The sequence below is a fragment of the Mesorhizobium terrae genome, assembly GCF_008727715.1.
GTDB classification, from domain to species: domain Bacteria; phylum Pseudomonadota; class Alphaproteobacteria; order Rhizobiales; family Rhizobiaceae; genus Mesorhizobium; species Mesorhizobium terrae.
This window is the reverse complement of the sequence record NZ_CP044218.1, coordinates 2764334-2778314: the sequence shown is the minus strand read 5'-3', so window position 1 is coordinate 2778314 and position 13981 is coordinate 2764334. Positions and strand designations below refer to the sequence as shown.

Below are 13981 nucleotides of genomic sequence, written 5' to 3'. Positions count from 1 at the left end.
TCATGGACGTGCTACATGAGCCGCAGCCAGCCTCGCCACGTCGACCACCGGCAACCCGTTCAGGCCGAGGTGACAGGCGCTGGCATTGCCGTTGGCGTAGATCGTCTGGGCCGGGTCGTCGGTCGCGCAACGGTCGAAGGCGAACGGACAGCGGGTGCGGAAGCTGCAACCAGCGGGGATGTCGATCGGGTCCGGCGGCTCGCCTTCCAAAAGGTAGGTCTCGGTGCGGTAGGGCTTTTCCTCGACCGTCGGCACCGCGCTCAACAGGGCCCGCGTGTAGGGATGCGCCGAGCGACCGAACATGGTGTCGTTGTCGGCGAGTTCGACGATGCGGCCGAGATACATCACTGCGATCCGGGCGCAGACGCGCCGCACCATCGCCAGATCATGCGAGATGTAGACGTAAGTGATGCCGCGCTTGATCTGCAGCGTCTCGAACAGGTCGAGCAGCTTGGCCTGTTCAACCTGGTCGAGCGAGGACAGCGTCTCGTCGAGGATCAGCAGTTCGGGTTCCAGCACCAAGGCGCGCGCAATGTTGACGCGCTGGCGCTGGCCGGCACTGAGGCCGACAGGCAGTTGGTTGTAGAGCGCGGGCGACAAGCCCACCTCGGCCATCACGTCCTTGACCTTCTTCTCGATCTCGTGCCGGGAGCCCAGGCCATGGATCAGCAGCGGTTCGGAAATGGTCCGGCCGATCGAGCTGTGCGCGGCAATCGCGTTGTAGGGGTCCTGCAGAAGCAGCTGGAAGCGACGGCGCAGGCCGAGTAGTTCGCTGCCGCGCAACGAGGCGATGTCGTTGCCCTCGAACAGGATCTGGCCGGTGTCGGGCGCTTCGAGGCAGCTCAGCAGGCGCGACAGCGTCGACTTTCCGCAGCCCGATTCACCGATGATGCCGAAATTCTCGCCGCGGCGCACCGTGAATGACACGCCGCGCACCGCCCGCACCTTGCGGTCGGCAAAAATGGCGGTGCGGTCGCGAACGCGGTAGACTTTCTCGACATCGCGGACATCGAGAACGACGTCGCCAGACGAGGGTTGCGGCGGCTTTTCACTGGTCGCCCAGATCTTTGGGACCTTGGCGACCAGCTCGCGCGTGTAGCCGTGCTCGGGCTGGCTGATGAGGCTGCCAACCGACTGGCGCTCGACGATGTGGCCGCGATCAAGCACGATCATGTCATCGGCGATCTCGCTGACGATGCCGAGAGAGGACGAGACGAAGACGACGGCGGTATCGAAATCCTTCTGCAGGTCGCGCAGCAGGCGCAGGATCTGTGCGGCCACCGTGACGTCGAGCGGCTGGGTGATATTGTCGGCGATCAGAAGCTTCGGATTGGAGACCAGCGCATCGACGATCAGCGCGCGCTGCATCATGCCGCCGGAGAACTGGAACGGATATTCGTCGAAGCGCTGCGCCGGCGATGGAATGCGGACCGCTTCAAGCGTATCGATGACACGCTTGCGGGCCTCGCTTCGCGACAGGTCGGGCGCGACCGCGCCGAGCTTTTCGAGGATCTGATGCCCGACCGGAACGGTCGGGTCGAGCGCGCTGGTCGGGTTGGCGCCGATATAGGCGATCTCGCGCCCACGCAGGCCAGCCATCTGGCAGGCAGGCAAGGTGAGCAGGTCGCGACCGCCATAGTTGACGATGCCTTTGGTAATCTTGAGCGGCGGCTTGATCCAGTTGACCAGGGCGCGCGACAGTACCGTCTTGCCGGAGCCGCTCTCGCCGATGATGCCAAGCACCGAACGCGGCGCAACGGTCAGATCGATATCGGAAAGGATCGAGCGCTCGCCGGCAACGGTGTTGACGACCACCGACAGGCCGCGCACCTCCATGATAGGCGGCGCGGAAGCAGATTGCGGATTGGACATCAGGGGCTTTGACATCATTCCCCTCCCTGCAGGATGTGGTTGCGCGCACGTTCGAGAACGCCGCCCATGAGATTGAGACTGCCGAGCGACAGCGCCAGAAGGACACCGGGAACAATGGTGATCCACCACGCATTGAGCAGGTATTGCGTGCCAGACGAAATGATCGTGCCGAAGGTCGGGGTGGGTGGCTGGATGCCGATGCCAATGAAGCCGAAGATCGCTTCGAAGATCATCATGCGGGCAACGTCGAGGACGGCAACGAAGGCGATCGGCGGCAGGATGCTCGGCGCGATGTGGCGCACCATGATGCGGAAGTCGCTGGCGCCGAGGATTTTTGCTGCCCGCACATATTCCTTCTGGCGCTCCGCCAGGGTGACGCCGCGCGAGACGCGGGCATAGACCGGCCAGCTTGCCAAGATGAGGACGGCGATGATGGTCATGGGCGAGGGGCGCGACATACCGAGGATGGTGATGGCGAGGATGACGACCGGGATCGACATCTGCACGTCGGTCAACCGCATCAGGATGACGTCGGCCCAGCCGCCGCGGTAGCCGGCATAGATGCCGATGGCACAGCCAAGGATGAACATGCCGATGACGCTGACGACACCAATGGCGAAGGCGTTGCGGAGCCCGATCAGCGACCGCAGCAGAAGGTCCCGGCCGAGTTGGTCGGTGCCCAGGAAATGCGGCAGCTTGCCGCCTTCCATGAACAGCGGCGGCAGGAACTTGCTGGCCACGTCCATCTTGGTCGCCGAAGCGTCGATCAGGTAAGGGCCAAACAGGGTCAGCAAGGTCAGCGCCAGGAAGATCGACGCCGCGATCTTCATCTCGTTGTAGCCCCATGCGCGGCGCACGATGCGCGCCGTAACCCCGCGGCTCTTGGGTTGGGTGGCGGCAGTGGTCATGGCTGCCTCGGCGGTCGATGTCGTCATGGGAGGCCGTCCTTCAGAATTTCAAGCGGCGATCGATGGTCGTCGAGGCGAAGTCGACCAGCATGTTGATCGCTACCAGCGCTCCGCTGGCCAGGATCGCGACGGCCTGGATGATCGGGAAGTCGCGCTGGAAAACGGCATTGATGGTCAGCATGCCGATGCCGGGATAGCTGAAGATGTATTCGACCACGAACAGGCCGCCGAGCAGCATGCCGATCATCTGCGCGCCGAATAGATTGAGCAGCGGCACGGCGGCGTTACGCATCACGTGCTTGACGACCATGGTGCGGCGGGACAGGCCGCGCACCATGCCGACGTCGAAATAGACCTCGCCGAGGTTGGCGGCCACCGAGACCGAGATGGCGCGGATCATCACCGGCGACAGTTCGATCGCCAGCACCATTGCCGGGATGATCGTATAGGCAAAGCCATGATAGCCGATCGCCGGCAGCAGCCCTGATTTGGCCGACATCAGGAAGATCAGCACCACGCCGACCCAGATGTTGGGCAGCGATACGAACAGCGAACTGACATAGAGCCCGAGCCGATCCGGCCATTTTCCGGCACGCAGGCCGGCCGCCATGCCGATCGGCACGGCAAGCAGCAATGCAAAGCCGACGCCGAGTGCCGCGAGTTGCAGGCTGTAGGGCAAGGCTTTGCCGATCAGGTCGGCAACGGAGGCGCGGCTTTCGGGATTGAAGCCGGCAGAATCCTGCGAGCCGCCTGTACTACCGCCCTGCACGCCGCGAATGAAGGATCGGCCGAGATCGCCGGAGGCAACCTGGCCCATGAAACGACCGAACTGCACCAGTAGCGGGTCGCGCAGGCCGAGGTTCTTGGCCGTCTCTTCCAGCACGCTTGCCGGTGTCATCGGTCCCAGAATGATGCGGATCGGATCGCCCGGAACCACGCGCAGCAGCGTAAAGATCACGAAAGCGACCAGCATGACGATCACCAGCCCCTGGCTTATCCGCCGCAGGAAGAACTCGATCGCGAAGGCCATGATGCCGTCCCTGAATGAATGAAAGGATCGAGCGCGCGTGCCGGCGCGCCATGGTGGGCTGTCGTCCGGGCGGCGGAGGCGTGCTGCCTCACCGCCGCCCGGAACACGACAGTTAGCCCAGTTTGGCCTTGCTGAGATCGATCGGACCGTTCGGATAGAAATATGCACCTTCGAGCTTGTTGGACATTGCGCGAAGGAACACGGACGAAAACAGCGACAGGCTCGGCACCTTGGCGGCCAGCAGCGGCAGCGTCTCCTCCTGAAGGATCTTCAGGCGTTCCTCAGTGGTCTCGGCGTTGCGCTCCTTGTCGAGGGACGCATCGATCTCGGGGTCGTTGATGCCGTTGATCAGCGCGAACTTCGAATAGTAGTTCGGACGCAGCACCAGATCCGGCTCGGGCGAACCCGTGATCCAGCCGACATCGATGATGTGGCCAGGCCCCTGGCCGTCGGCGCGACGGTAGATCTGCTCTTCCCAGGCCGCCGGTTCGAGCGTCGTCAGCTTCACCGGGAAGCCCTGCTCCTGCAGCATCGCGGCGACCAGTTCGCCATATTCGCGGGTCTTCGGATAGAAGCCGACCGAGGTGATGTATTCGATCTCGGGCAGGCCCTGGCCGTTGGGGAAGCCGGCCTCGGCCAGCAGCTTCTGGCACAGTTCCGGATCGTATTTCGGATAGTCGGGAACGTCGACATAACCGAACTTGACCGGCGAGATGTGACTGCTGGAAGCCTTCGCTGCCTCGCCGACAACCGCCAGAACCTGGGCGCGGTCGATGGCATGGACCGCGGCGAGACGCACGCGAACATCATCGAAGGGCGGCTTGTTGCAGCGGAAATGGAGATACTTGTTTTCACTCGACAGGCTGCTGTTGGTGACGATGTTGGCTTCGGCCTTTAGAGATTTGTACTGTTCCGGCTCGAGCCGTTCGGTCAGATGATATTGGCCGTTCAACAGGCCGAGAACGCGGGTGTTGGCGTCGGGGACATAGGTCCACAGCAGCGTGTCGATTTCCGGCTTGCCGTCGTAGAAGGCGTCGTTGGCCTTGAAGACGATCTGATCGCCCTTGGTCGCTTCGTAGCGGAACGCGCCGGTGCCATTTGGGCGCTGCTTGAGAATGTTGGGATCGGCGACATCCTTGGCCGACAGGATCGGCAGGAAGGCGGAGACGTACCAGAAGTTCAGCGCCGGGTAGCCGAACTTCTCGGTCTTGAGACGGACCGTATAGTCGTCGACGATCTCGACCTCGACCTGGCCCGGATACCACGCGGAGGCCGGACGGCTCGGCTGCGAGGCGTATTCATAGGTCGCCTTGACGTCCTCGGCCTTGAATTCCTTGCCGTCGTGGAATTTCACGCCCTGACGCAGCTTGTATTCGAGCGTGTGTTTGTCGATGACCTTCCACTCGAGCGCAAGGTCGGGCAGGATCTCGCCCGGGTTCTCCGGCTTCATCAGGCACTTGGTCAGACGGCCAAACACCAGAGCTTCGGCAGTGATCTGCGGCGCGATGGTATGGGACGACGGATCCCAGCTGCTGGTCACGGTGCCAGCTGCGGCAAAGACAAGCGTCTTTGCATCCTGTGCCCATGCCCTGCCGAACCGGCCCATCCCGGCGCCAATCAGCAGCGAGCCGGCGCCAAGCACCGAAGCGCCCGCAAGAAACGTGCGTCTTGTCGATTTCATTGATTTATTCCCCTCACCTTAACAGTGGCGTTGATTGTGTTCCCACGCGAGACACGCACCGACTGCGCACTCCTCCCGCAGCAGCCCAAGACTTCAACAGACCAGCAGCGCCTGTCAAGTCACTTGAATAGCAAGCCGGCTCTCTTGAACGAACGCTATAGTCGTTGCTTTTGTCGGGCAACACGTTGTAGACAGCCAGTAGCCCGAATATGGTATCCAATATGACCGTTCAGTCAATGCGGGTGACCGAAGTTTTTTGACCGACGGCTGTCACTGTCATGTTCACGCCGCGCCAATGACGCTGTACCGGCTTCTTGATGACGGCGCCGACGACGAAAGGCGAGTTGCGATGCGGCCCTTTACGAAACGGTGCCGCACCGCGTAGATTTCCTTACGAGATGTTGCGAAGAATCAATGACTTTCAGCCGCTTCAGTCCAGAACAGCGCCGCACGATGATCATGGATGTCGCCCGCGAAAAAGGGCGTATCTTGGTCGAGGATCTCGTCCAGCAACTGTCGGCATCCAGTGAAACGATACGCCGCGACCTCAACCAACTTGCCGCCTCCGGCGCGTTGAGAAAATTCCACGGCGGCGCATGTCTGCCGTCTCTGGTCGACGAAAACCCGTTCTCCATCCGCATGTCGGAGCAAACGGCAGGCAAACGGGCAATTGCCAGGGCTGCCGCCAAATTGTTCGGCAACGGTGAAACGATGTTTATCGACACCGGAACCACCACCTTGTTCCTTGCCGAGGAGCTGTCGCACCTGAGCAATTTGTCCGTTGTCACCAATTCGTCGGCGATTGCGGCAACGTTGTCCGGGCACACCAACAGCGTCTTCCTGCTGGGCGGCCTCTACCAGGCTGATGCCGGGGAAACCACCGGCGAGGCAACGATCGAGCAGATCTCCAATTTCCGTGCCGCGCATGCGGTGCTGACGATTGGCGCGATCCATGCCAGGAACGGCGTCATGGACTTTTCGCTCGGCGAAGCCCAGGTGGCGCGAGCCATGATCGAGCAAGCGGACCGGCTCACCATCATCGGCGACCACTCGAAGGTCGGCCGTGGCGCATTTGCCAAGGTCTGCCAGCTCGACGTCATTGACCGCTTCGTTACCGACGTGCGGCCGCCTGCCGAAACGATGGACGCTCTGCTGGCCGCCGGCGTCGAGGTCATCGTCGCGACCTGACGCCTCCGCCAGCCCAGACTTTTATTTCTTCCTGCAGCGACGACCGGGCTGACATCCATCCGCCTGCCGCCCTTGTGTTTTTCAAACAGCAATTGACCGTTCGGTCATTGACAACAATTATTCCAGTCGTTCTATTGACCGAATTGCGATACGCCGCTGCCCTGGAACCTTATGGAAGCGACGAACAGACGGGAATGTGTGGCGCAGGTTATCCGGATCGGGATGCGATCACGGCGAGGAAAGGGAGGCATCGGTGGCGAGAGAAGAGTTGGACAGGCTGATCCAAGGCCGAAACCTCGGTGAACTGGTGACCGAGTTCCGCGCCAAGACCACGGGCCAGCACAGCCCGGCACTGCAACGTCTCATCAACCGCATCCGCAGCGAACCGATGACCGGCAAGCTGGCTCTTTTGTGCACTCGACCGCACGAGGAATGGCGGCTCGTCCAGATGAACGGGCGCGGCAAGCCGATGACCTTGCTCGACGGCGTCTTCCACGACCTGAACGATGCCGAGTGGGCAATCTTCAAGCTGCGCATGAAGCGGCATTTCGACATCGACCTGAACGACTGAACGACCGTGCCGGCGTAGACTTTGGAGACTGGCTCATGCTGAAAATCACCGGATATGCCGATCGCGTCAGCGCGATGCCGGGCGACGCCATCCGCTTCATGATCAATTGCGAGTATCCGCACTATCAGGCGAGTGTGGTCAGGGTCGTGCAGGGTGATACCGCGCCGGAAGCGCCGCCGGTAAAGCTGGTGCCGGTGCCGAGCGCGATCGATGGCCGCCATCCCGGCCGGCCCCAAGTGATCCACGCCGGTTCATTCGCACGCATCGACGGCGACATTTTCGCAGGCTCCCGGAGTTTTTCGCTGCAAGCGATGATCATGCCGACGACCCCGCTCAAGGGTCGCCAAGCGATCATTTCCAAATGGGATGAAACGGCCGGCCGCGGCATCGCCATGGTCGTCGCCGACGACGGTTCAGTCGGCATCGAGATCTCCGACGGCAAGACCAGCAAGGCCTTGTCCCTCGGCAAGCCGATGCTGGCCAAGCACTGGTATTTCGCCGCCGTGACCTATGACGCGGCAAGCGGCGAGGCCAGCGTCCATCAGGAACCGCAGCACCAGTTTCCGACCATCGACGACAGCGGATCGGCCAGCGCCGTCCTTCCAGCTGATATTGCCTGGGAGAATTCGGCGCCGCTTCTGTTTGCGGCGAGCTGGGGCGGCGAGGATGCCGGGCGCAGCGTCGGGCGCGCGCTCTACAACGGCAAGATCGATCGGCCGCGCATTTCCAATGCCAGCTTGCTGCTGACCGACCTTCAGGTACTGCGTGGCGACCGCTGGCCGGAGCGGCTTGCGGGAACCCTTGTCGGGGCATGGGATTTCTCGCGCGACATTCCCGGCATCCGCATCGACGACGTCTCGGGCCGCGAGCGCCACGGCGTCATCATCAACATGCCGACGCGCGGCGTGACCGGACACAATTTCACCGGCGAAGACGGCTTGTGCTGGAAGAATTGCCCCGAGCAATGGTCGGCTATCCATTTCCACGACGACGACATCTACGACGCCGGCTGGCAGGCGGATTTCGCGCTGACCATCCCCGAAGGCATGAAAAGCGGCATCTATGCCGTTCGCATTGAAGCCGAAGGCGAAGAGCAGTTCGTCACCTTCGTGGTCAGGCCGGCACGCGGCAAGCCGACGTCGAAGCTGGCGTTCCTGTTCCCGCTCGCCACTTACATGGCTTATGCCAACGAGCATTTCGGCACCAATGACGGCCTGGTCGAACTCCATCTCAACCGCGCGCTGGTGCTACATCCGCACCAGCAGTTCCTCAACGAGCACCGCGAATACGGCCATTCGCTCTACGATCTCCATTCGGACGGCAGCGGCGTCTATTATTCCTCACGCCTTCGCCCGGTGCTCAACCTGCGCCCGAAGGTCGAGGCGAACCATGGCGCGGGGCCATCGCATCTGTGGCTGTTCAACGCCGACACTCACATCACCAGCTGGCTCGAGAATTTCGACCAGGACTACGACGTCATCACCGACGAGGACCTGCACCAGGAAGGCTACGGCCTGCTGAGCGGCTATCGGACGGTCGTTACCGCCACCCACCCCGAATATTATTCCAAGGAAATGTGGGACGGCGTCCAGCGCTTCACCCATAGCGGTGGGCGGCTGATCTATCTCGGTGGCAATGGCTTCTACTGGCGGATCGCCTACCACGCCACCCAGCCGGGCATCATCGAGGTGCGTCGGGCAGAAGGCGGCAGCCGCGCCTGGGAGCCGCCGACGGGCGAGTATTATCATAGCTTCACCGGCGAATATGGCGGCTTGTGGCGGCGCCAGGGCAACCGCAGCCCCAACCACCTGGTTGGCGTCGGTTTCACCGCGCAGGGTTTCGACCAGTCCTCGCCCTATCGTCGCGCGCCCGGTGCCGACGACCCGCGCGCCGCCTTCATCATGGAAGGCGTCGACGATGAGATCCTGGGCGATTTCGGCCTGACCGGCGGCGGCGCGGCTGGCATGGAACTCGACCGCCACGACGTCTCGATCGGTTCGCCACCGCATTCCCTTGTGGTGGCCAGTTCCGGCCACCATACCGAGGCCCACGTGTTCGTCGTAGAGGACATGCTGTTCAACTTCATGGGCGCCACCGGCGACGTCTGCGACAAGGTCCGTGCCGATCTCGTCTTCTTCGAGACGCCGAATGGCGGGGCGGTGTTTTCGGTCGGCTCCATTGCCTATTCCGGCTCGCTGCCCTGGAACAATTTCGACAACAACATCTCCCGACTGACACTGAACGTGCTGCGACGGTTCATGGACCCGACACCGTTCCCGATGCCCAACGCCTGACCTGCGCCAGCGTTCAGAAAGACAGATGATGAAGAGCCAGATCGGCTTATTCGACGTAGCGGTCGTCGGCGGCGGCGTCGTCGGCTGCGCCGTGGCCCGGCGCTTTGCGCTGGATGGTGCACGTGTCGTGCTCCTGGAAAAGGCGCCCGACATCTTGGCCGGCGCCAGCAAAGCCAATAGCGCGTTGCTGCACACCGGTTTCGACGCACCGCCCGGAAGCCTCGAACTCGCATGCATGCAGGCGGGGTACCGCGAGTATATCGAGATTCGCGATCGGATGAACTTGCCGCTGCTGGAAACCGGGGCGATGGTCGTTGCCTGGTCGGGCGAAGATTTGCCGCGTCTGAACGGCATCGCCGAACAGGCGCGAGCGAACGGCGTCGACGACGTAAGCCTGCTGGACAAAGCCGAGGTGTTGCGGCGCGAACCGCATCTTGCCACAAGCGTCCGCGGTGCGCTGCTTGTGCCGGGCGAACATGTCATCGACCCCTGGTCGGCGCCGCTCGCCTATCTGAGCCAGGCGGTGCTGAACGGTGCGCAGGCGCTGTTCAATGCGGAAGTTCTATCCGGTCGTCTCGAAGACGGCGTCTGGCTCCTCGATACGCCCAAGGGCCAGCTTCGCGCCCAAACGGTCATTAATTGCGCAGGCCTGTTCGGCGATATTCTGGAAGAGCGGCTACTCGGCGGTTCCAGCTTCACCATTCTGCCGCGAAAGGGCCAGTTCGTCGTCTTCGACAAGGCCGCCGCAGCTCTTTTGCGCACGATCATCCTGCCTGTGCCGAACGATCGCACCAAGGGCGTGGTGCTGGCCCGAACCATCTTCGGCAATGTGCTCGTCGGCCCGACGGCGGAAGAACAGATCGACCGCGACCGCGCCGACGTCGACCAGCGAACATTGCGCATGCTTATCGCCAAGGCGACCGAGATGGTTCCGGCGCTCGCCGATGCTCCGGTGACCGCCATCTATGCCGGACTTCGCCCGGCGACCGAGCGCAAGGAATACCGCGTCACCGCCAATCTTGAAAAGCGCTGGATCAGTGTCGGCGGCATCCGCTCGACGGGCCTCACGGCATCGCTTGGCCTGGCGCGCCACGTCGCCGAGTTGCACCGTGGTTTCGGCGACGACAAGCGCGCGCCGCTTACCGATCCGCTCTGGCCGCACATGCCCAACCTTGCTGAGCACATGGCGCGCGACTGGCAGGCCGATGGCCACGGCGAGATCGTCTGCCATTGCGAGCTGGTGACCCAACGCGAAATCGAACAGGCGCTCGCAGGCCCGTTGCCGGCCGGCGACATTGGCGGGCTCAAGCGCCGCACACGCGCCGGCATGGGGCGCTGCCAGGGATTTTACTGCCAGGCTCGAATTGCAGCGCTGACGGCCGGGAAGCTGGCCGAACCGCTGGCGGTGGAGACAAGCGATGAATGAGCCGATCGCCACCGATGTTGCCATCGTCGGCGGCGGCCCCGCCGGCATCGCCGCAGCCCTTGCCCTGCGCAAACGCGGGGTTTTGCGCGTTACCATCCTGGAGCGCGAGGACGTCGCGGGCGGCGTACCCCGGCATTGCGGGCACCCGCCCTTCGGTATGCGCGAATTCGGTCGCGTGCTGAGCGGCCCAGCCTATGCCAACAAGTTGTGCCGCGCCGCGCAAGACGCCGGTGTCGACATCCGACTCAACACCACGGTCACCGCACTTCAGCCGTCGGGAACGCTCGCTGTCACAATGCCGGGTGGCACCGCTAAGGTTTCAGCCCGCCGCGTAATCCTGGCGACGGGCGCGCGCGAGATGCCGCGTTCGGCGCGGCTGATGACAGGCGATCGGCCGATTGGCGTCATCACCACGGGAACGCTGCAGCACAGCATCTATATCGAGCACTCGAAGCCGTTTCGCCGGCCGGTCATCGTCGGCACCGAACTGGTCAGCCTTTCCGCCGTGCTGACCTGCTGGAAGGCCGGCATCCGCCCGGTCGCGATGGTCGAAACCGGCTCGCGGCCAACCGCGCGACGACCGCTCGACCTGTTTCCGCGGTTGCTCGGCATACCGATGCACTACGGTGCAGAAGTCAGGGACATCAAGGGGCGGTCGCGTGTCGAGACCGTGACGCTCCGGCTCGCAGACGGCTCGACAAGCGAGGTCGCATGCGACGGCATCCTTCTCACAGGACGTTTCGTGCCGGAAGCCGCGCTTGCTCGCCTCAGCCATTTGGCCGTCGATCCGGGTAGCGGTGGCCCGTCGATCGACCAGTTCGGGCGTTGCAGCGATCCCGCCTATTTCGCCGCCGGCAATTTGCTGCGTCCGGTCGAGACCGCCGGCTGGTCGTTTCGAGAGGGCGCGCGGATCGGTTCCGTTGTCGCGGACGATCTCGATGGCCTTTTGCCCATGGCTCGACAAGCGATCACCGTCGAGCGAGGCCCGGGGTTGAAACTCACAGTACCGCAGCGGATCGCGCTACCCTCGACGACGGCTTGCCTCGACCATATCCAGTTGCGTGCGGAGGCCAGCGGCAGCGGCCTGTTGAAGGTCGAGAGCGCTGGCCGCACAATCTGGCAGAAACATATGAGCGTGCTGCCTGAACGGCGGATTCTTGTTCCGCTGGCGACCGTGCTGCAAGCCTGCGACAAGGCGGAAACAATTTCAATCGGTTTCATCGAAGACAAGGCAAGCTAGATGCGGATCGCGGCAATCGACCAGGGAACGACGTCGACGCGCGTGCTGGTAGCGGGAACGGATGGCAGCCTGCGCATCGCCCACTCGCTGCGTCACGCCCAGCATTTTCCGTATCCTGGCTGGGTCGAGCATGACGCGCATGAACTGTTGCGCAATGTCGCTGCGTGTATCGACGCGGCCGGTGACGTCGACGCGATCGGTATCGACAACCAGGGTGAAAGCTGCCTCGCCTGGGACGCCGTGTCAGGCGAGCCGCTGTCGCCGGTCATCGTCTGGCAGGACAATCGCACCAAGGACGTCATCGAACGTCTTCGCGCGGGCGGTGCCGAAGCGGTGACGCTGGCGCGGGCCGGCCTGCCGCTCGATCCCTATTTCTCCGCCAGCAAGCTGGCCTGGATCATCGACAATGTTCCCGCCGTCCGCGCCGCCCAGGCAGCAGGTCGCCTGCGTCTCGGAACCACTGATGCCTTCTTCCTCGACCGGTTGACGGGGCGGTTCGTCACCGACGCGACGACGGCGTCACGCACCTCGCTGATGAACCTCGAAACCATGGGCTGGGACGAGGAGCTTTGCCGGCTATTTGGTGTGCCGATCGATGCGTTGCCGGAAATCGGACCGTCTGCCGGGCTTGTCATCGGCATGGCCGGAAAGACGCCCGTGACCGCGTCCATCGTCGACCAGCAAGCGGCTCTCTATGGACACGGTTGCCGCGAGGCAGGCGACGCCAAGATCACTTTCGGTACCGGCGCCTTCGCGCTGGCCGTCACCGGTTCGCGGATCGTTCGCAACCCCGAGATCGGCCTGTTGCCGACGGTCGCCTGGCAAACGCCGCACGAAACCGTCTACGCCGTCGACGGCGGCGTCTATGACGCAGGATCGGCGGTCGAGTGGCTTGGACGGATCGGCCTGATGAACGGCGTCGACGAGTTGCAGACCTTCACCGACGCACCGGCGATCGATCGTGGGTTAGTCTTTGTGCCAGCCCTGTCCGGACTGGCCTGCCCCTACTGGGACCGCAGCGCTGCCAGCCTTTGGCTTGGCATGTCCTCCGACACGACCAGGCAGCAGATGTGCCAATCCGCGCTTGAAGGCGTAGCGCTTGCCACCGTCGAGGTGATCGGTGCGATGGCGCGGGAGGTGGCGGTCGCGCAAAACCTATCGATCGATGGCGGCCTGTCGCGCAGCCCGTATTTCTCGCAATTTCTTGCCGATGCGCTGGGTCGGAATATCAGCACCAGATCCTTCGACGAATTGACCAGCCTCGGCTGCGCGGCGCTAGCGGCTCTTGCCGTTGGCACCGAGCTTCCTGCCATCGCCAAAGGTGACGTCGAATACCGCGCGCGCGACGTGGACAGGCAGGCGTGGCGACAGCGTTTCAATCAGGCAGTCGGCCATTCGCGCGGCTGGCGCTGAACGCCACCCGGCAGGAGGCGGGTATTGCCGAACGGCGCTACGCGGCAAAAGCTGGTCTGATCATCGAGCATGTCCTTGCTCCGGGAAATGCGTCGTCGTGGGGCAAGATGCTGGACGTGCAGCAACTCGTGCTGACCAACGGAGGACGCGAGCGGTCCGAAGAGGAATATGCCAGCCTGCTTACTGCAGCGGGGTTCAAGCTGAAACGCGTGATCCTAACGTCCTCGACGGCGAGCCTCATCGAGGCGTTCCCCGTCGCAGAATCCGGCTGATCCCATCCTTACCATTGGTACAAGCTCCACCTAGTGCCGTTGAAGAAGCCCTCGTTGGACCGAACGGCGGTGGCTGCGAGCAGCGA

The 13981-nt window shown here is 63.2% G+C and carries 11 protein-coding genes; 7 read left to right on the top strand and 4 right to left on the bottom strand.

Annotated features, from left to right (window positions below; genetic code table 11):
* The 4 genes from FZF13_RS14785 to FZF13_RS14770 form a co-directional block, all read right to left on the bottom strand.
* A complete protein-coding gene (locus FZF13_RS14785) occupies positions 1-1887 on the bottom strand; it encodes an ABC transporter ATP-binding protein (RefSeq protein ID WP_065996647.1) in 1887 nt (628 codons plus the stop codon).
* Entirely contained in the window at positions 1887-2807 is a 921-nt protein-coding gene (locus FZF13_RS14780) for an ABC transporter permease (RefSeq protein WP_024926994.1), read from the bottom strand. The genes FZF13_RS14785 and FZF13_RS14780 overlap by 1 nt, the downstream gene beginning before the upstream one ends.
* Before the next feature lie 13 nt (positions 2808-2820).
* The gene (locus FZF13_RS14775; RefSeq protein WP_024926995.1) at positions 2821-3810 is read right to left on the bottom strand and encodes an ABC transporter permease; all 990 of its coding nucleotides are present in this window, start codon (positions 3808-3810) and stop codon (positions 2821-2823) included.
* Positions 3811-3922: 112 nt separating this feature from the next.
* Positions 3923-5491: an ABC transporter substrate-binding protein gene (locus tag FZF13_RS14770; protein ID WP_024926996.1), complete on the bottom strand. Its 1569-nt coding sequence runs from the start codon at positions 5489-5491 to the stop codon at positions 3923-3925.
* Between the two features lie 414 nt (positions 5492-5905).
* Between FZF13_RS14770 and FZF13_RS14765 the strand changes: the two genes are divergently transcribed.
* From FZF13_RS14765 to FZF13_RS14735, 7 genes are all read left to right on the top strand, one after another.
* Positions 5906-6679 (top strand): DeoR/GlpR family DNA-binding transcription regulator, encoded by a 774-nt coding sequence (locus FZF13_RS14765; protein WP_024926997.1) that lies wholly within the window; start codon positions 5906-5908, stop codon positions 6677-6679.
* Between the two features lie 268 nt (positions 6680-6947).
* On the top strand, positions 6948-7250 hold the full coding sequence (locus FZF13_RS14760; protein ID WP_036255100.1) for a N,N-dimethylformamidase alpha subunit family protein: 303 nt from the start codon (positions 6948-6950) through the stop codon (positions 7248-7250).
* Between the two features lie 35 nt (positions 7251-7285).
* Positions 7286-9544, top strand: a complete 2259-nt coding sequence (locus FZF13_RS14755; RefSeq protein ID WP_024926999.1) for a N,N-dimethylformamidase beta subunit family domain-containing protein — start codon at positions 7286-7288, stop codon at positions 9542-9544.
* Positions 9545-9569: 25 nt separating this feature from the next.
* The gene (locus tag FZF13_RS14750; protein ID WP_036255102.1) at positions 9570-10970 is read left to right on the top strand and encodes an NAD(P)/FAD-dependent oxidoreductase; all 1401 of its coding nucleotides are present in this window, start codon (positions 9570-9572) and stop codon (positions 10968-10970) included.
* The gene (locus FZF13_RS14745) at positions 10963-12210 is read left to right on the top strand and encodes an NAD(P)/FAD-dependent oxidoreductase (protein WP_024927001.1); all 1248 of its coding nucleotides are present in this window, start codon (positions 10963-10965) and stop codon (positions 12208-12210) included. Before FZF13_RS14750 ends, FZF13_RS14745 begins: the two co-directional genes overlap by 8 nt.
* Positions 12211-13623: an FGGY family carbohydrate kinase gene (locus tag FZF13_RS14740; protein ID WP_024927002.1), complete on the top strand. Its 1413-nt coding sequence runs from the start codon at positions 12211-12213 to the stop codon at positions 13621-13623.
* On the top strand, positions 13572-13895 hold the full coding sequence (locus FZF13_RS14735; protein WP_161773093.1) for a methyltransferase: 324 nt from the start codon (positions 13572-13574) through the stop codon (positions 13893-13895). The genes FZF13_RS14740 and FZF13_RS14735 overlap by 52 nt, the downstream gene beginning before the upstream one ends.
* Positions 13896-13981: the final 86 nt, after the last annotated feature.